At 46.0% G+C, this 19,648-nt stretch carries 10 protein-coding genes and 1 pseudogene; 4 read left to right on the top strand and 7 right to left on the bottom strand.

Features of this window, described 5'->3' with window-relative positions; translation table 11 throughout:
• Position 1: 1 nt before the first annotated feature.
• Positions 2 to 286, bottom strand: a complete 285-nt coding sequence (gene ppnP, locus QTN95_RS14805) for a pyrimidine/purine nucleoside phosphorylase (RefSeq protein WP_138972710.1) — start codon at positions 284 to 286, stop codon at positions 2 to 4.
• A gap of 379 nt (positions 287 to 665) precedes the next feature.
• Here ppnP and QTN95_RS14800 point away from each other — a divergent pair, with 379 nt between their 5' ends.
• Positions 666 to 1,106 carry a DUF2850 domain-containing protein gene (locus QTN95_RS14800; protein WP_331417984.1) on the top strand — a complete coding sequence of 147 codons (441 nt, stop codon included), beginning with the start codon at positions 666 to 668 and terminating at the stop codon, positions 1,104 to 1,106.
• 4 nt (positions 1,107 to 1,110) lie between these two features.
• On the opposite strand, the gene QTN95_RS14795 is transcribed toward QTN95_RS14800, so the two are convergent.
• Both QTN95_RS14795 and QTN95_RS14790 read right to left on the bottom strand, forming a co-directional pair.
• Positions 1,111 to 2,478, bottom strand: coding sequence for a TrkH family potassium uptake protein (locus QTN95_RS14795; RefSeq protein ID WP_331417983.1), 1,368 nt, complete (start codon positions 2,476 to 2,478; stop codon positions 1,111 to 1,113).
• The gene (locus QTN95_RS14790; RefSeq protein ID WP_138972707.1) at positions 2,475 to 3,137 is read right to left on the bottom strand and encodes a potassium channel family protein; all 663 of its coding nucleotides are present in this window, start codon (positions 3,135 to 3,137) and stop codon (positions 2,475 to 2,477) included. The genes QTN95_RS14795 and QTN95_RS14790 overlap by 4 nt, the downstream gene beginning before the upstream one ends.
• 194 nt (positions 3,138 to 3,331) lie before the next feature.
• Here QTN95_RS14790 and QTN95_RS14785 point away from each other — a divergent pair, with 194 nt between their 5' ends.
• Positions 3,332 to 4,429, top strand: a complete 1,098-nt coding sequence (locus tag QTN95_RS14785; protein WP_331417982.1) for a mechanosensitive ion channel family protein — start codon at positions 3,332 to 3,334, stop codon at positions 4,427 to 4,429.
• A 30-nt stretch (positions 4,430 to 4,459) separates the two neighbouring features.
• Here QTN95_RS14785 and QTN95_RS14780 read toward each other — a convergent pair whose 3' ends face one another.
• Positions 4,460 to 5,707 (bottom strand): MDR family MFS transporter, encoded by a 1,248-nt coding sequence (locus QTN95_RS14780; RefSeq protein ID WP_331417981.1) that lies wholly within the window; start codon positions 5,705 to 5,707, stop codon positions 4,460 to 4,462.
• A 142-nt stretch (positions 5,708 to 5,849) separates the two neighbouring features.
• Positions 5,850 to 6,002: a hypothetical protein gene (locus QTN95_RS14775; RefSeq protein ID WP_331417980.1), complete on the bottom strand. Its 153-nt coding sequence runs from the start codon at positions 6,000 to 6,002 to the stop codon at positions 5,850 to 5,852.
• A gap of 143 nt (positions 6,003 to 6,145) precedes the next feature.
• On the opposite strand from QTN95_RS14775, the gene QTN95_RS14770 reads away from it, so the two are divergent.
• Positions 6,146 to 6,760 carry a TetR/AcrR family transcriptional regulator gene (locus tag QTN95_RS14770; protein ID WP_331417979.1) on the top strand — a complete coding sequence of 205 codons (615 nt, stop codon included), beginning with the start codon at positions 6,146 to 6,148 and terminating at the stop codon, positions 6,758 to 6,760.
• A gap of 52 nt (positions 6,761 to 6,812) precedes the next feature.
• On the opposite strand, the gene QTN95_RS14765 is transcribed toward QTN95_RS14770, so the two are convergent.
• A complete protein-coding gene (locus tag QTN95_RS14765; RefSeq protein WP_331417978.1) occupies positions 6,813 to 16,985 on the bottom strand; it encodes a retention module-containing protein in 10,173 nt (3,390 codons plus the stop codon).
• 441 nt (positions 16,986 to 17,426) lie between these two features.
• Between QTN95_RS14765 and QTN95_RS14760 the strand changes: the two genes are divergently transcribed.
• Positions 17,427 to 19,454, top strand: a complete 2,028-nt coding sequence (locus QTN95_RS14760; protein ID WP_331417997.1) for an alpha-amylase — start codon at positions 17,427 to 17,429, stop codon at positions 19,452 to 19,454.
• Positions 19,455 to 19,562: 108 nt separating this feature from the next.
• Here QTN95_RS14760 and QTN95_RS14755 read toward each other — a convergent pair.
• Positions 19,563 to 19,648 (bottom strand): annotated as a pseudogene (locus QTN95_RS14755) (IS200/IS605 family transposase); the annotation flags it as partial.

Here is a 19,648-nt window from a genome sequence, read left to right as displayed (position 1 = left end):
ACTAGCCTAAGTACTCACATAGATAAGCCGTTGAGACAGAAACTTTCAGGTCAAATGAAGAGTCACTTTCGACATGGAATGATGAACCCGCCTCATAAGTCACCCACTCGTCTTCACCCGCTTTTTTAACGGTAAGCGCACCCTTCACAACTGTCATGCGCTCTGCCGCAGCAGTACCAAAGGTGTACTCTCCAGGAGCCATTACCCCAACGCTCGACTCTCCGTCTTGTTGAGAAAAACCTAGTGACTGTACTTGTCCTTCAAAATAGCTGTTTGCTTTGATCATTTCATTCTCCATCGATATTCCGTCATAGAAGCAAAACCTTGTTTTATATGAATTGTCCTATTTCAGCAACCACTATACCGATTGAAGAGAGTAATAACGGTGGACTCCCTCACTAACATATGGTCAAAGAGTACGTTTAATTATCGACAAATAAACCATAGGTAAAACAAATCTCTAGTAATGGCGTACAAACAAACTTAACTCACTTAATTCCGTGGTTATCCACCGTTGGGCTAGACTGTAAGTAATATGCAGAAAATTCGTACATTGCTTTTTGGGCAGAGGTTCAAAGATTAACAATGCAAAATTATGCTACGCTCTATCCTTTACAAGCTCACGTGCTGTTTTCAATCAATACCTAAGGCGACTATCCGCTGTTATGATCAAGAGTTCTGCCATAAAAACCGTCGCTGCAACTATTTTTGTATTACTCGCTCTAGGATTCTCGAGTCTGCTTTACTTTAGTTACCAAGACTATGTTCACCCGAAGCATGTCTACGGGCAATGGATTGAAGTAGGAGCGCCACCTTATCAGACAGAAGTTCTGACGTTAAATGCTCAAGGGGTCTTTAGAAATGACCGACTTATCGCGACCCAATTTGACTTTGATGGCAAGCGGATAACAGTCAGTACGGGGGGAGGAACCTCTGTCTATCAAGTTGCGGGCACGTTTAACTCACCACAGCTGAGGCGTCTCCAGCCAAACAGCCCTACTCAGCGTTTCGTGAAAGAGGGATATGAGAACACCATTGATATGGATGGAGGCGGTTCAGCGAAGAATCGCCGTTCCGCCCTTTCAGACCACTTTAGCGAGAAGTAATCTTTTAACCAGTTAACACCATACCCTCGGGATGCTTGACCAACGTCGGTTCAGGGCGTGCCAGCATATAGGCCAACGTTAACGGCCCAATTCGACCGATTATCATCACAACGATTATGATGTATTTCCCCGGCTCTGATAATTCAGCCGTTAGACCTGCTGTAAGCCCCACCGTTGCAAACGCCGAGATGGTTTCAAACATGACTTTGTCAAAACTCGCCTGCTCGGTAATCATCAACAAAAACATCGCTATGGTTAAAATCGCACCACTCACGACTATAATCGCCAAAGACTTAGTCACCACAGGCCAGCCAACGGTACGCTTAAACATGACCACGTGCTTCTTCTGACGAAGGAAAGCCCAAGTCGCCACGAACGCCACTGCAAACGTTGACACTTTTATCCCACCGCCAGTAGAAGTAGATCCCGCACCAATCAACATCAGAATAATCATGATGAGCAAAGCGGGCTGAGTAAAGTGTGCCAAATCGACACTGTTAAAACCTGCTGTTCGAGAACTCGCTGACTGAAAAAACGCTGCGAGCCATTGACCTGATGGCGTCAAATCCGCCATGGTTGCTGGATTCGATTTTTCCAGCAGCCAAAACAGCACGGTACCAACCAAGAGTAATGCAGGCGTTGCGACTAGCATTATCTTGGTATGCAGTTGCAAGGTGCGAAAGCCACCTCTCCAATTGCTAGATACGTCACCAATCACCGTAAACCCTAAACCGCCAAGAATGAATAGCGCTGAAAGCGTAAAGATTATCCAAGGGTCATCAACAAAACTCATTAGGCTATCTGAGAACAAAGCAAAGCCAGCATTGTTGAACGCCGAGATGGCGTGGAACATCGCATAGAACAGTCCTTCTCCCCAACCCAGTTGAGGCACCCAACGAAATGCTAGCAACGCAAACCCAATCGATTCGGCAATACAGGCAAAAATGATGATCCGCTTCACCAGCAGTCTCAGGTTAACTTGTCGGTCTTGCCCCAATGCATCTTTAGCTAACGCTTGTTGCTTTAAGGTCAGCCTCACTCCAAACATATAAAGTAGTACCGCAGAAAGGGTCATCTGGCCTAAGCCACCTATCTGCATCAACAGCATTAACAAAACTTTACCTGAATGGGTAAAGTGCTCAGCCGTATCGACGACGCCTAGCCCGGTCACACTAATGGCGGAGGTCGCAGTAAATAGTGCATCCGTGATTGAAAGCCCACTCACCGAGAAAACGGGGAGAGTGAGCAGCACCGCAGAGGGTATCAACACACTTAAAAAACTGATCAGAATAACTCTCGGCTCTGAGCCTTTACTCTGTTTTTTCTCGGGGTCTAATGCGTAAAACAGATCCCTTCGACTGAACGGACTCATAATGAACTCAGCTTTCTCGATAAGGTTTCACTAGGACCAACGATAATGATCAGGTCACCAATCTCCAAAGTTCGATCGAGATCCGGTGCCTTGGTGATATTCGGTCCACGTTTAAAGCCTAGAACTTCAACACCTTGCTCCTTACATAAAGCAAGATCCCCTAGCGTCTTCCCTAACAAGCGTGAGCCAACCACAATTTCGGTCATGGCAAGATCGGAGCCCAACTCTTGAAATTCAAGCACTCGTTTATCAAGCATTTTTCGAGCAACACGAATCCCCATATCACGTTCCGGCATAATGACGTGGTCTGCACCTATTTTGCTTAGTATCTTCGCATGGTTTTTATCATTGGCTTTTACCCAGACAGTTTTTACCCCAGCCTCTTTGACTACGAGAGTCGTTAAAATACTGGCATTTACATCAGAACCAATTGCGATCATCACCATGTCGTAGTCGCTCAATCTTAGCTCGGCAACCGTCTCTTCTATCGCACAGTTCGCCACTAAAGCTTGACTGACAAAACCCGCAACGGCCCTAACTCGATCTTCATCGATATCAATAGCCAAAACCTCGGCGCCGGATTGTTGCAGTTCTTGACAAACAGATAGGCCAAATCGACCTAAGCCAATCACTGCATATTGTTTATCACCTGATTTCATGGTTTACCTTATTCGCGTAATGACTAGATTTGACAGTGTGCTCCTGACGAGTTCGCTTATCAAATTGAATCAGATATTCTGACATCGTTTTAACTTTCATGTTTATATTCATAGACCTCTGAGCATAATGTCACTAGTTTGGGTATAGGCAAACCCTTATACTTATGCCACAACAGAAAGATATTGAGTCAAAAATGAACGAGTTAATCACATATTTGCCACAACCACTGGCGACTCTGCTGCAAAGCTGGGACACCAATGTATTACTTATTACCATCGGCAGCTTCATCGCATGGATTGCTTGGCGCATTGTCTACAGTCGACTAGAAATTTTGGTCAACAAGACTCGGTTTCATTGGGATGACCTCACTCTTCACGCCCTCAAAACACCCATAAGCACGTTGATTTGGTGCTGGCCTGCGACCATTTCCTTAGGATTTGTGCTCGAAGATTACATGGGGTCGAAACTCAATTGGCTAAGTACCTTGAAGCTCATTTTGGTCATCGCGATCTTTGTTTGGATCACTGTGCGTCTGATCAACAATATCGAAGAGTATGTACTCAGCAAAAAAACGCGCGACGAAACCACCGTTCAAGCCGTTGCCAAGGTGTCACGCCTATTCTTTATCGTCATAGGCGCATTAACCGTGATGCAGGCGTTTGGCCTCAGTCTGTCGGGTCTGTTAACGTTCGGTGGTGTGGGTGGCCTGATCGTCGGTTTGGCAGCAAAAGATTTGCTCTCCAACTTCTTCGGTGGAATGATGATTTACTTCGATCGTCCGTTTAAAGTTGGCGACTGGATCCGCTCTCCCGACCGTCAAATCGAAGGAACGGTAGAGAGAATTGGCTGGCGAATGACCATCATTCGTACCTTTGATAAACGTCCGATTTATGTCCCTAATTCTGTATTCAGCAATATCGTGGTTGAGAACCCATCACGTATGCTCAATCGACGCATTAATGAGAACATCGGCATCCGCTATAAAGATGGGGCGAAGGTTGAACAGATCGTCGCTGACATCAAATCGATGTTACAGAAGCATCCCGATATCGATACTAAGCAGACGTTGATCGTCAACTTCAATGGTTTTGCGCCGTCATCTCTGACTTTATTGGTCTACACCTTCACCAAAACAGTCAACTGGATTCGCTACCACGAAGTAAAGCAAGATGTATTGCTGCAAATTTACGATATCATCCAACAAAACGGAGCGGATATCGCCTTTCCAACCCAAACGATTCAGTTGGAACCGCAACACGCTGGCGAATCAGAGCCACAACTTAGCAAGTAGTTAGCGTCTTCAGTAGCCCGATAATTCGGGCTACTGTGTCGCAACCTCTCTTTCTACGCGATCTTCTGTTCTTGAAGCGACGGCGTAAAGCCAGATCATCGTCAAACAGATCGCAAAACAAAGGCCAAACAACCACCCTGCGCCGAACCATTCAATCATAAATCCACCGAGGATAGGGCCAAACGCAAAGCCTAGTGAATAGAGCGCTGTCGCACCAAAATATGAGCCCCTAAGGTGTGCAGGCGCCAATCGGTCAATCTGAACATTGAGTGTTGGAAAGGTGATCACTTCACCTAAGCTAACAATAAAACATGCCACAGCCCAACCGATTGTTGAGTCGTTAGGTGAAATAATAAAGGCAAGTTGTCCAGCTGCAATTAGCACCATCCCGATTCGGGTCCGAGAAAAGAGGGGTACACGTTCTAGCATCTTGAGTAATGGAAACTGGAGCAAAATAATCGTCGCACTGTTTACGACCATTAGCATTGCGACCAATCTAGCCACACCTTCGACACCACTGCGCACAATCACCTGTGGCACTGAAGACTCCAACTGAGCGTAGACAAACATCAGTAGCAAGTTTGCAATCAGTAGTAAGACAAAGACTTTATCTCGGGCTATAACTCTTAGCGTTTGACTAAAATTGGGAAGCAAGGTTTTGTCTGTGTGCTGATGAACCTTGGCGCTTTTACGTTCGATACCAAATAGAATCCACAGTGCATAGAAAAGATGGGTGAATCCAGTAATCAGAAACAGGCCTTGCGGTTCCGCCAATGCGAGAGTCACCCCAATAAGAGGTCCAACTGCACCTCCGATATTCAACAGAAAGTAGCGCAGGTTGAGGGCCAGCTCTCGATCCTTACCATCAGATAACGAGTCACCAATCACCGCTTTGGCCGAGTCATCAATCATTGGTCGCATCACGCCCGTTACCAACATCAGCAGGCTGAAATGCCATAACTCACTAGCCATCGCAATGCCAGTATAAGCCCCAAATCCAAACACACAGCCGATGACCATTAACCATTTACGGCCAAACTTATCCGACAAATAGCCTGTGTACACTCCCGTCACAGAACCAATCATGGCGGAAGCCGCTAGCATAGTCCCTACTTCTATCGCTGAAGCGTCATAATCCTGATACAAGAACACAACCAAAAAAGGCCAAGCCATGAAGTAGCTTGTTCTCGCTATAAGCACGCCAATCAGTACAGTCCAAACAGGCAAGTTAAAACGCTTGATCCTCTGCCATTCAAATAGACTCTGCTCTTGTTCCATGTGCTACTCCCTAAGCCAACCTGTTTCATATTGTTCAATCAGTATACAAATAATAAATGGAAACAAAAGTTTTAATAGCGAGAATATAGAAAAGCCTGTAAACAGCAGGCTAACAATAAATAAAACATTATTTATTATGAAGTTAATAATATGATTTTTGAGTATTTAGCTGAACGTTTGCGACATCTAACTGAGGCTTTTGCCACCAAAACGTTGTTTTCATCTGCTCAGTGCCTTCAACGGTTTCTCCGACCAGAGTTATGGTTAGCGGGTGTCGAGGTAAATTTGATTCCATTGATGTAACTATCCCGCCACCAAACGAATTGCTCTATTTTTCTTAACTCAATCCCCCAAAAAAGTAAACGATGGTGTATACTTTAGACACTACCAAACACAAGTAAACACTGTCGTTTACGTTTTAGCTGTTAGGGTCACTAAATGATTAAAAGAAGTGATATAAAACAAGAAGATATCATCAAGTCTGCGATCGTAGTTTTTTCTAGCAAAGGGTTCGATCAGGCGAGCATGGAGGGGATCTCTAAACACGCAGGTGTTTCTAAACGCACCCTCTACAAGTACTACCCCAACAAAGAAGCTCTGTTTGACGTCATCGTTGATAAGCTGATGTGTCGCTTTGATGACCAGACTACCGTCGAGTTTGAGCCTACACTCCCGCTTGACCAACAGTTGCTCGATTATACGCTCAAGCAGATGTGCTATATCAGTAATGAAGACTTTCAAATCACCGCTCGGTTAATGATGGCAGAATGTATACGCTGTCAGGATACATCGAAGGTGTTGGTTGCCAAGTTTGAGTCAATCGAAGATTCTTATGGCTTACAACGTTGGGCTCAGCAGGGGATTGATGCGGGTGTTCTTGACATACAGGATGTTTCAGCGGCTATTGAACAGTATATTGGAAGTATCAAGGCTGTCGTTTTCTGGCCTCAGTTAATCGCCCATTTACCACCTCCAACCTGTCAGCAAGTTGAACAGGCAGTCAGAATGGCTGTTGCAAGTTTTGTCGCCACTTATCAGATTGGTTCCAAATGATCTTAGCGCTTTAGTAACAAGAAAAACGCCCCTCATTGAGGGGCGTTGAACGTTAGCTGTTGTTGTGAACCATCACATGTTCCAGTAGTGATGAGACCATATCAGCTTGTGATAATGCACCGAAGTCGCTATCCAACTGATGGGCGAGGTTCTCAACCAGAATCGACTGCCCCTCTGCACCTGTACCTAATGGATGGATATGGAGTTCAACGTTGTCACCATCCACCTTCACATCAAGATGTTCAAGTAGGCTCTCCATATCAAGCGTATTTTGCTTCAATTCAGAGAGCACTTCGCGCAGATCAATCTTATCACCTTCGCTCACCTTGAAGTCTTTGATGGTGTCGAGTGAACCACCATCGATATGATCCCAGACAAAGGTATCCATACCCGTACCACCAACGAGAATATCCGAACCTAAGCCACCATAAAGGATGTCATCACCGTCACCACCTTCTAAGTGATCATCACCGGCTCCACCAATTAACACATCGTGTCCTGAACCACCCTCAAAGAAATCATTACCACTACCGCCCGTCAGCGTGCTATTTGAGCCACTGCCATCCAGACGAACCGCTACGGTTTCCGATGCACGGTTGATATCTAAGTCATTGATATTGTTGACCACATTCAAATTAATTTCGATGTGGTTGCTTGATACAGCCTGATCAATGACGCTGCCATCTTGCGCAAGCTCCTGTGATACCGCGGTGATCTGCAGTGTATGATCTCCGTCACTCACATCTTTAATGATCAAGCCATCAATTGCCTGCGATGAGACATGCCATACGTCTCCGACCAGAGTTACCGAACCTGTAGCGCTCTCAATCATCGCACCAGCAGGAACATCCCTCACTTCTAATGTAAGCGCTTCGCTAGTATCGGTTAGTGCCGCCATAATGCCTACAATCGCAATTCCGCTCGTGCTGGCGCTTTGGGTTGCAGTAATGTGCTTGTTGAAGCTATATCTGCTATCAAGTGTTAGTGTTGGCGCATCCGCGACTGGATTAACGGTAATGGTGTAGTTCTTTGGATCAGCCTCTAGCGCAAGACCTGAAGAGTTCCAGCTGTCTTTCGCTGTGACTTGCAAATCGACGCTATTTCCTGACACAGAACTCGCATCAATGAATACACCAACATTATTACTGCTTGGTTTATCAAGTAACGCGTTAAGATCAGCGAGCGTGCCTAACAACGTCAGAGTACCGCTACCGTTGCCTGTCGCAGTAACACTCGAACCAGAAGGAGCAACGAGAGAAAGTGTACCGTCATCTACACTTAGCGTGACCGTCATCAGGTCATTAGCAGAAGCACCAACATAATCGACATCACTGACTGAGATGCCACTTAGCTGTTGGTTTACATCTTCATTAATCTGCGCGGTAATGTCATTAATATCCAACATAGGCTTGTCATTAAACGGAGTTACGTCGAAGGTGATCTCAGCACTACCAGTCTGATGATCCGCTTGACCATCGGTCGTGCCATCATCTTTAACCACGTAGCTAATCTTCACCGGGCCGTTGTAGTCTTTCGCAGCAACAAACACCCAGTTATCGCCTTGTTGAACTAAGGTACCCTGACCTTCGACGAGGGTCAGACTTTCAACGCTGATTGTGTTGCCTTCTTTATCAAAAGTGCCATCAATCAAGTCTTGTACGCTGATGGTCAGGCTGCCTTCTTCTTGCAAATCACCTAAGTCAAAGTCTTTTGGCACAGGCGCATCATTTACCTCAGTAACGTTAATCACAAAGGTTGTCTGATTGGTTGAAGACGTTGAACTATCACCCGGATCAATCGTACCGTTATTGCCACCGTCATCCACAGTCGCTGTCACAGTAACCGGCCCGTTAAAGTCTGCATCAGGTTTAAAAATGACTTTACCAGTAGCCAACGCTGCATTGATGTCAGCTAGTTTTCCGCTAGCAACAAGACTGCCATCAGCCGCGATGGTAAAGTTAACCTTGGCATCACTCAGGAACTCTAGCGTTCCTGAATTCACTTGTAGCGTCAACTCGTACGTGACATCAGGGTCATCATAGGTCGCATCTATATCAGCAATACCAAACTGGTTAATCGCAAGGCCACCCACTACATCTTCTGTTGTCTCAAGATCAATCACATTGACGAAAGTTGGCTGGTCGTTGACTGGATCAATCACCAAATCAACGTCAAATTCAGATTTAGGCCCTAAAGCACCATTGTCGACCGACTGAACTGAGATATGAATCGGTCCATTGATTCCTAATGCATTGCCCCCATCACTGTTGTGCTGACCAGAATTAAAAATGATCTTATCCAACTGCTGGGCATTCACCTCAAGCGTCCAAACACCTGTGGCTGGGTTGTAACTCGCTGGCGTACCATCTGGATACAAAATTGATGCATCTTGTGGAACGTTGGTCACTTCGAGGCGAAGAGTTTCAGGTGCATTTTCATGGATCACACCACCATTGGCAGACAAAGCCCTATCCACAACTGAAGCATTAATAGCGATATCGATATTAGTTCCTTCATTTCCCGTCACCGAATCAGTCACATCGGTATCAACAAGGTCACCTTCAGGTAGCACGGTCACTACAAACTTCGGTAAATTACTTGCTTCAGTTGGGACACCCAATAGTGATTCTTGAGTAAATACCGTGATACCGAATTCAGCAGTACCACTGAAATGCTTGGGTGGAACTACCGAAATATGTGATAAATCAAGGCTATCACCGCTACCGGCAGGCAATTTGACACTCCACTCTCCATTGCCATTGTTTTTCACCGTGTAGCCACTGGCTGGATCCGCTGTAAACAGGAATCCATCCGGTACATTAGTAAACTTAATCGATACAAATGTTTCAGAGCCATCAGTGTCGGTGAGTGAAACAGAAACGCTTCCTGAACTGCTCAATGAAATAGGATGATCTTCCGTACCCGTCAGTTCAATTGATTGATCAGGATGCGCTCCAGGGCCAGTTACAACCACTTCATCCACCACTGGCACCACTTCAAACTCGACACTGGTTGAAAAGTTGTCGGTATGATCGGTCGTCGTTGATGTCCCAGTTTCATTAAAGGTCACTGTATCAATCACGGTACCAGTAATATTGATCGTTACCTTGTTATCATTGTTGCTCGTAGGGTAGTTGTGCGTTGGTTTAAACAACACATTGTCTAACGCATGCGCTGCTATCTCACTCTGAGAGAAAGTAACCTGAGTACCCAGCTCTTTGAATGATACACTGCCATCAAGCGCGACCACTTTCTCATAGAAAGCGCCTTCCGCAGGGGGAGCGAGAGTTAAAGTGATAGAGCTAAACGCTTCACTGCCGCCCTCTACACCACCGTTGTTGGTATCGCCGATTTGTTGATCAAAATCGAGTTGAATGTAGCTATCTTCATAGCCAACTTTGTCCGCAATACCATCACCATTTTGATCAATAAGTTGACCGGCACTATCTAGTGAACCAGTCACTTCGACGCTAACTGACGGCTTGTCGCCAGCCACATCGGCTATCGGGTCGACTTTGATAACAATCTGTGCAGAGTCCGTTTTTTCATCGCCTGATGCGGTATCTTTAGTGATGACCGTGATTGGCAACTTGAAGTCACCAGAGTAGTCTTTTGGCAGGTTAAGCATTAGACCATCAAACAGCTCGACCGTACCATCAGCAGAGACTTTTGTCTGGAACACATAGTTTCCATTGACGAAATCGACTTCTGCACCGCTGATATTCACTGGGAATTGTCCGCCAATCATGACGTTACCCGCGATAATAATAGTCACTTCATCAGCCGACTCGTTTCCAATAGGAGGAGTTAGGGTAATGACGCTGTTAAGCTGATGACCTAAATCGACCTGAATATCCTCAGTTCCGGTGATAATTGCATGTTCATCAATCTTAATGAAAGCCGCCACCTCATTGCCTGAATTCATCAATTCTGGGAATGAAAGTTCTAACGATGTTTCACGACGATCTATCAGTGAATTTTCATGGGCGTCTTCACCTTCATCAATAACCTGAGTGTAGACCGTTAAGGTGAGCTTGTTGTAGACATTCGGTTGATTTGGCTGGTCAGGGTGAAAATCCAGTCCGTGAGGTGCGCTAATACTGAAGTTGTCTTCATTTACAATCACCCAACGACCATCACCTTCATAAGCAGCCCCCGTCACCACCAGTTGGCTAAGAACAGCCTCAGACAAAGTATGACCGTTTTGATCGGTAAGATGGATAATCACATCTTGTACCAACTCATTCGATGAAGCGTCGGTGTTATGGTACTTAACTACGTACTCGCCAGTCGTACTCGTATTATCACTGTTCGTGGTAAATTGAATTTGACCTTTTTCATCTGCCTGAATTACCGTTTGGATAGCATCGCCCGCTTCATTGGTCACAACCAGTCTGTTATCGACTTTATCATCAGGCTCTACGACAGGGCGCACCTCAACATGAACCGAACCGGTAAGCGTTGCGGTTACACGACCACCTTCACCAACAATATTATCGCTGGTGTATTCATGATCGCGCTCTTCGATTTGGATGGTCGTCGTCAGATCGAAGTCTGTGCTTGAATCCTTCGGTGGCGTGATTTTAATAAAGCCGTCTTTAAGAGCCTCAGTGGTAAAGTCTACAAACGACTGTCCTGGTCGAGGCTCTATGACAAGAGTACCATCGGAGTTAACCGCCACGGGCTGACCTGCGACTTCAACGGTGTAACCAGGCTGAATGCCGCCAATAGTAATCGAAGTAAAGTGCTCATCACTATCTGGATAATCTTTACCTTCTGGGTACCAGTTGATGCTGATAGCGGAGTCCTCAAGGCCAACTGAGGTTTCATTTTTGTAATTCAGGTTGGTATCAATGACAGGCTCAACATTGACGCGCACAATTTGCTCAAAGCTACGGCTATGACCATCGTTTTCAGTCACGATGATCGTGGCTTTCAAATCGATGTTCTCTGTTGATGAAGCAACGGGCTTAATCACAATGCCAGTCTTGTTAACATCGCCTGTGATGTTCGCTTCGTAGATAGGCTTGTCCGTATCTGGTTTACCATCTGGTCCGGTTTCATAACCAACAAAGTTCAAATCAATCACAGTGCCATCGCTGTCTTCTAGCACCACACCATGAGGGATGTTTGATAGTAGAACCGTCACAGATTCGGAAGTGTCATGCTCATTGTCAGCATGCTCACCAGACTGGATCGTAAATTTAAGTTCGGCCGCTTTATCTTCTTTGATGGTGATTTCAACTCCATCAACGCCATTCTCACTGAAATTCGTCCAGCCGGAACCGATCGTATCGCCTTTTGGAATGTCGACGACCCCCTTGACTTCAACGTTAACCGTTTTAGTACCTAACACTTGCTCACTGACCTGAGTACCGGTACTCAGAGATGCACTGTCTTTCACAACACCCGTGACATCAAATTTGAAGTCATTATTGCTGTGTAGCTTTGGAACAACTTCTACGTTGTTAAGCTGGTCATATGGGATTTCTTTGTAAGTAATTCCGTTAACCGTCACTTCTGTAATTTGGCTAGCACCGCTCCCTGCCCAAACCAACTCAGCACCTTCAGTGATACCTGAAATGCGCACATAAAGCGTTTCAGAGCCATCGCTGTCTTGCGATGGTGACATGGTAATCACTTCATTAAGGGTAAACGGATCACGATCAGTTGTCGGATCAAGCGTGTCCTGAGTGGCTGCATTATCTTCGAAGATATTGATACGATTAACGCTGAAGCTACCTTTGTCGGCTTGCGGTGCGACATCGAAGATCAATTCTTGTGGTGCAGAGTGTGCCTCCTTTTTACCTGATAATGGGTTTCTAGTTTCAGTGGTCACTGCGACGGCTTCCAGCTTAATCGTACCCGAGAAGTTATCAACTGGATTGACCTGAATGGTCTTAATATCTGCCGATGAGACATGATAAACGCCGTTACTATCCGGACTCAGTGGGTGGCCATTTTTGTCGACAAGCTCGAACTTACCCTCGCCTGCTGTTGCTCGAAGTTCATAGCTTATTGTCTCTGGTCTAGTTTTATCTTGGGTTACCGCTTGAAGTTCGAGAGTAGCGTTGTCACCATCTTCGGTTAACGAGTAATGATACTGGCTATTAGCATCATTCCAAGTTGCGATATCCGCTACACTTTCAATCTCAATATTGAAGCTTGAATCGAGGGTATGGTCGTTGCTGCCATTATTATCAATTTGCAGCTGATAGTTGATTTGAACGCCTTTGCCACCCGTCGAAAAGTTACGATCTGGAACAAAGTAGAGGTTGTCAATCGTGGCCGTCGTATGCGCGCCATTTTGCGTAAAGCTCTGCTTTAGAACCGAGCCATCAAAGATAATATCTCCAGAAGCGTTGGGTTGTAACTTGTAGAACACGCCATTTTCTTCGTAGTAGAACGTGCCTCGGTGCTGACCCTTCTCAATGGTCAACTGACCAATATCCTCTGCGTTATCTCTATCAAATAGATCAACCGATAGTGCTACTTTAGCTGGTGAGTCAGCCAGACCAGTTTGATTATCCTGTAGATTTTCCCACTCAGCCTCATTGCCCGCGGCATAGTTGATTTGCGAGTCGCGACCCGCATCCTCGAAAGTGACCACCTTAAGCGCTATCGGTTCAGCTTCATGGTCTGTGATGGTGATATCCAGGGGCACCACTGACGTATCCTTATCACCGTCAGTTGCCGTGATATTGACTGTAAAGTTGATTTCATCTCCGCTGTGCTCAAGGTCTTTAACCGCTGCGAACGTGACTTGACCATCGGAATTAACCTCTAACCAACCGATATGGCGTTGGCTAACCTGACCACCTGAACCTGTAGTCTGTTCAAATACAAATAGGCTTTGAGCACCTGGCTTCAAATCTACCACGCTGGTGTAGTTGCCATTTCCATCGTCAAATACGATTTGTGCACCATGACTGTCTTGAGTCCCTTCTATCTGGGTCAGAGTGGCATTGTCTGCGCCTTTATCAGTCTGATTGGCAAACATATTGACCGTACTACTCCAGCCTTCTCCCTCTTCAGCAGTAAGCGCCTGTCCCGTTAAGGTCGGAATATCATCTACCACTCGAATAGGCAAAGTGATCACATTACTCTCATCGCCGTCAAAATCAGTGGCTTTGATAGTGAAATTGATCTGAAGACTGTTTTCTCCAGCCCCCGCAAGGTGATCGAGTGATTTAAGCAACTCAAAGCGGTAGCTATTGTCAGCGGCATTAAACGTAATGGTAAATACCGCATCACCACTTGCCGTTTGCGCTGTATAACTAAACTCAGTTCCGTTTTGAGCAACCGGTCGCCAGGTAAGAGCTTCACCACCGCTGGTTAAATCTTCAAGTATCTTATCGGCATCAGCGAGTTCATATTTAACGACGCTATCCGCGCCTTCAGTAACGGTGAATGAACCAGAGACGTGAGTGCTGTGATTCTGGTCTGAGCCTACTCCAGATAAGTCATCTTCATCGACTTGTGTAGCACCAGTGGTACCAGTTAAAGTTGGTTTGTCATCGGTTACTTCAATAGGTAGGCGAATAGGTTGGGATTTATCCCCATCACGATCAATCGCTACCACATCAAATGGGATGGTTAAGCTATCTTCACCCTGAGCATGGTCGAGCGCTTTAATTTGGCTATAGGTGTAGCTGCCGTCACTTGCTAATTCAAGCGTGAAGACCACAATACCATTGGCAACGCCGTGATATACCGTTGGACCCGTCGGTGTGCTGACATCTTGAATTGTGACGTCAAAACCACCTGATGTCAGGCCATTCTGAGAGTCGCCAATGTTCACTAGCTCATACTTAACAACCGTGTCAGCACCTTGAGTTGTTTCAAACTCACCAGTAATGACAGGCTGATCTGGTGAAGAGCCGGTCACGGTATCATCTTCGTTGACTTTAAATTTGCTACCATCTGCAAAGCCATCAATCTTGGCAAGATCATCGCCAATGTTTATCACTAACTGGCTGTTAGCTGAATGATCGTTATCACTGTCGACAGCATAGACTGGAATGCTGACTGCTAGACTGTCTTGCCCTTGGGTTGAATGATCGACTTCCTCAAGCAAGGTGACGCGGTACTCACCAAGTTTATTTTGATCGAGGATAATAGACAGTACGTCGACTTGTTTACCATCGTCTGTGGTGATGTAGCCGCGATAAACGCCAGTAGAAACTTCTTCAAGCACCACATCCTGACCAGCTGATTTAAGTGTCGATGAATCATTAAACGTCTGAACATCAATGCCCATCGCGACGACTTTGTCACTGCCTGTGGTAAAGTCAATCGTGCCCGTGGCGGTGGTGTTCGTCCCCCCAACCTGTGAGCCTTCATTCAGCCCCGCCTCAAACACATCGACTGACGTGATGCTGTTAATCAGCGGATTTTTACCGTCTGCAATCGCAAGACCCACGGTGCTGGTCAGCGTGTCGCCGTCTTTATCGGTGACGGTAACAACTATGGTGTGCTGAATCGTCTCACTCGCTGCGTGGTTGAGGTTGCTGTCAGCAATAAAGGATAACTGACCGTCAGCGCTGATTTTTACTGTACCATCGGTGACTTTGTATTCGGTTTTGCCACTCTCTAGCGCATACTTTGTGCCATCGAACGTAAACGACGTTACTTGACCATTATCCGCCCCAGCCTCAATAATCACATCAATCTGGTTACTGGCTGCGGTGCCGATATGATCCGGTTCGGTGACACTTAAACTGCCGTCGGTCACAACTTGTAGGTCATCACCAATATTGATCACGAGTTGTGAACGCTCAGACTGATCGTTGTCCGCATCAATAGCAAACACGGGCAATGGAATAGAAATCGAATCCATACCCTGCTGACTATGATCAATTACATCCAACAGTTCAACTTTATAGCCAGCGCTAAACGTCGTATTGCTGTTTGTCACATCACCGATAGTGATCTTGAGTACATTAACTCGCACACCTTCAAGTAAGATATAACCTGAATAAACACCCGGCTGGCCATCAACGGCTTCCAGAATAATAGTTTGACCTTGCGAGGTGATCGCTGAATCCTGCTGCGCCGCATTAAACGCATCAACATCAATCTGCAGTTCAGTTACCTTGTCGCTCCCTAAGGCACCATTAAGCGTCCCTTCAAATTCCGTATTCGTTGCCCCAACACCCGATCCATCATTCAGACCCGCTTCAAAAACATTGGCGCTATCAATCGCAGTAAATTCAGCATTGGCACCATCCCCGATGGTGACCTGAGCATCAATTGGCGTTCGAATCGAGTTGCCGCCACTATCTTTACCTTCAATTTCGAAAGACACGACAATCTGATCATTGTCGAAAGCAACCTGACCGCCAGCAACAGAAGGAACATGGTCAATTGGCTGAGAAATCGTGGTGGTAAGTTCAAGAACAACGTCTTTACCAAGATTGCTGGTATCGATATCAATGCGGAGTACTTCTTCGCCACCTAAAACGCCAACAATCTCATTTTCACTGGCGTTGTAGCTGAACGTAACGGGCTGTCCGTTAGAAGTGATATCGCTATTCAACTCACTTAAAAGAGATGCTAGCGAAATAGCGTTGGGAATAAACGAAGTGGGATCAAGCGGTAAGTCGCCAGCCAAAATCGTAGCTGAGCTTGTGATCGTTTGTGGGTAAGTACCTTGAGATAAAGATCCTTCAGCCAAAGATTCGCTTACGCTTTCCCCGCCAGCAGCAAAAACTAATGGTCTATCCTCTTCATCGGTTTCATCAAGGTTATTGGACGCAAAAGCAGAGGTTTCGAAGAAGGTGCTTGCTAGCACTTCTGCACCATTATAATCAATGGTCACAAAACCTGCGTTTGCAGAACCTGCTCCGCCGCCAGCGGCAGTCGCTTCAAGCAATTCTGTAGGGTCCGCGCCAGCTAAAATAGCTTCTTGAATGGCGGCTAGTTCCGCTTCATCGAACGCACCGTCACTAAGGTTAGCCAGCTCAAAATTGACTTCGCCGGCAATAGGAACCGCCCCCCATTCACCCACATCGGGCTCAATAGCGATGGCATTTGAATCGAGATGATATGCGGCCGTTGGCGACTCCATCACAATAGTCGACTGATTCGCCGTAATCACTATCTCATTTTTAGCAACCGTGTCACCGACTTCGGCTTTACGTGCTTTCCCATCCGGAGAAACAATAACAACATCACCAGAAATTTCTTTAATCACTGCAGCTTGGCGCAAAACATCCACGTCCATAAACGCTTCCTCACTACATCTCCCTCATGAAATATCAAGGAGATGGAAACACTTGGTATCATTTTATTTATTCGAACAAAATAGCAAAAATCGCAGCTGATTCCAGCGATTAATTGAGTCATTTATAAACAGTAATATTGCGAATTGTAAGTTATGGTACATGATTTAGACTATCGGGCTGATTGATAGTTATTTTTCATGCAAATAATTAACAAAAGTTTCAAAAATGAGAATACATACTCCCATTTACCAACATGCGTCCCAATAAGAATGACTCACTAATGTCCTCCTCTAGTAAAAGATAATGTGACCACTCTAGGAATTTAGGGCGTAGATGATGGGAATGATGTTGGGCACAACTTGCTAGGTTAGAGTATTTAGCCACCAATACGATGACCTCAAGGATGTAACGTGAAACGCCCATTTGTGCCCAACACTATTATGCTTGCTGTACTGTGCAGTGTTCCTGTATTCGCCAGCCCTACGCTTACGTTGTCGACCACGACAACCACTCGAGATGTCCCTCTTTCGGCTTCTGAACCGGTCGTTTTATCTTTAAACAAGGAGAGCTACCAGCTAACGATTTCCGGCATAGAAGGAACATGCAAAGCGCCAGAGAATCAAAAAGTGAAATTTCGTCGCCCACTGTCTCTAAGCTGCGGAAAGGACACCATTCTTCCCCTAAATATTCGTTTTAGTGGCGACTATGCCTTTAGCTTAGATCCTGAACTCAATACCTTGACTGTCGCTCGACAGGCGACAAAAAGTGACAAAACATTTAATCGACCGATCCCTGATGTTCAGTGCCGTCAGTATTCCGGAAAAGAGGTCACCATTAACCTTGGTGATACGTTTGCAGAAGGTACCCAGCTAAGAGATGCATTAAGCGGGAAAATGGTGACAGTATCCAGCAACACCGTCACTCTAAAACCAGCTAAGAGCAGTGGCGGTTTAGTCCTCTTAGAGCCTGTCGTGTCTCCCGAGAACACACCTCAATTTAGCTACCACAATGCCAATATCTACTTTGTTATGGTCGACCGCTTTAACAATGGCGACACCGACAATGATCACAGCTACCAACGTCAAAAAGACCAACAACAAGAAGTGGGCACTTTCCATGGTGGTGACCTCAAGGGGGTAATTAGCAAGCTAGACTACATCAAGAGCTTAGGTACAGACGCTATTTGGCTATCGCCAATTGTTGAACAAGTGCATGGTTTTGTCGGTGGCGGAGAGAGCGGTAGTTTTCCCTTCTATGCTTACCATGGCTACTGGACGCGCGACTTCACCAAAATAGATCAAAACTTCGGCAGTGAAGAGGATCTGCGCACTCTGGTTTCTGAAGCACATAAGCGCGGCATCAAGGTTCTTCTGGATGCGGTCGTCAACCACTCAGGTTATGCCACTCTGGCAGACATGCAGTTCGACAACTTGCAGGTTACCCGCAGCGATGCACTACCAGATAGTTGGGCAGAGTGGAAACCGCAACCCGAGCAAAATTGGCACAGCTACAACAATCATATCGATTATCAAAGCGATCAGTGGATTAATTGGTGGGGCCCTGATTGGGTACGAGCAGGACTGCCTGGTTACTCTCAACCCGGAAGTAGCGACACCACAATGAATCTAGCGGGTTTACCCGATTTTCGCACCGAGTCTTCCAAGTTTGTTCGCCCGCCTCAGTGGTTGCTCAACAATCCTGATACACGTGTGGTGAATAGAGACAACTACACCGTCTCTGACTACTTGGTAGAGTGGCAATCTGACTGGGTGAAGCGCTTTGGAATCGATGGCTTTCGGGTCGACACGGTCAAACACGTAGAGGGTGACGTATGGCTCAAGCTCAAACAAGCTGCGAGTGACGGTTTATCCACATGGAGAGAACAGAATGGCCAGCAAGGTCTGCCATTTTGGATGATGGGCGAAGTATGGGGTCATTCGGCCTATCGCTCACCTTATGCTGACCAAGGCTTTGATGCTTTGATTAACTTCGATATGCAGAAAAAACTTGATAAAGGTGCAGCATGTTTCTCTCAAATGCAGGAGGTTTACCAAAACTACGCAGACTCGATTCAGTCAACGCCAGACTTCACCCCTGTAAGTTATATGTCTTCTCACGATACCGAGCTGTTCTTTAACCGCTTCAAATCGTTCGACATGCAGCGCAATGCGGCCAATGCTCTCCTGCTAAGCCCTGGAGCGGTACAGATCTATTATGGTGATGAAGTGGGCCGTGAGCTTGGGCCTTATGCGGATGATTTTCATCAAGGCACTCGCTCTGACATGGTGTGGAAATTAGATAGTGAAAGAAAACAACTGCTTTCTCATTGGCAGAGTCTCGGTCAGTTCCGTCAAAAACATCCTGCCATCGGCGCGGGTAAACACCTACAAATTATGAATGACAACGCTTACGTATTTTCAAGAACCTTAGGTGAAGATAAGGTGATTGTAGCCTATATGGGCCGATAGTCATTAGAGCTAAAGCCAGACGTTGGCGGGCAACGATTAGCCAACAAGTAAATTACCACCTTCTAAAGAAGGTGGCTTTGTGTGAGCCCCCTAAAAGGGGGCCTTTGTTTAATCCAACGCCAACTGGTGCTGCTCTACTCGCTCTTGCTTCTCTTGATGTCTTACATATCGGCGTATGATTTCTTCATTGATTC

Source organism: Vibrio sp. M260112 (genome assembly GCF_036533775.1).
Taxonomy (GTDB): Bacteria; Pseudomonadota; Gammaproteobacteria; order Enterobacterales; family Vibrionaceae; genus Vibrio.
Note: the sequence above shows the minus strand (reverse complement) of the source record. Positions and strands in the feature narration are given on the sequence as shown.

Coding starts and splice junctions, on each gene's coding strand:
- ppnP (WP_138972710.1), bottom strand. CDS start 286: ATGATCAAAGCAAACAGCTATTTTGAAGGACAAGTACAGTCACTAGGT.
- QTN95_RS14800 (WP_331417984.1), top strand. CDS start 666: ATGATCAAGAGTTCTGCCATAAAAACCGTCGCTGCAACTATTTTTGTA.
- QTN95_RS14795 (WP_331417983.1), bottom strand. CDS start 2,478: ATGAGTCCGTTCAGTCGAAGGGATCTGTTTTACGCATTAGACCCCGAG.
- QTN95_RS14790 (WP_138972707.1), bottom strand. CDS start 3,137: ATGAAATCAGGTGATAAACAATATGCAGTGATTGGCTTAGGTCGATTT.
- QTN95_RS14785 (WP_331417982.1), top strand. CDS start 3,332: ATGAACGAGTTAATCACATATTTGCCACAACCACTGGCGACTCTGCTG.
- QTN95_RS14780 (WP_331417981.1), bottom strand. CDS start 5,707: ATGGAACAAGAGCAGAGTCTATTTGAATGGCAGAGGATCAAGCGTTTT.
- QTN95_RS14775 (WP_331417980.1), bottom strand. CDS start 6,002: ATGGAATCAAATTTACCTCGACACCCGCTAACCATAACTCTGGTCGGA.
- QTN95_RS14770 (WP_331417979.1), top strand. CDS start 6,146: ATGATTAAAAGAAGTGATATAAAACAAGAAGATATCATCAAGTCTGCG.
- QTN95_RS14765 (WP_331417978.1), bottom strand. CDS start 16,985: ATGGACGTGGATGTTTTGCGCCAAGCTGCAGTGATTAAAGAAATTTCT.
- QTN95_RS14760 (WP_331417997.1), top strand. CDS start 17,427: ATGCTTGCTGTACTGTGCAGTGTTCCTGTATTCGCCAGCCCTACGCTT.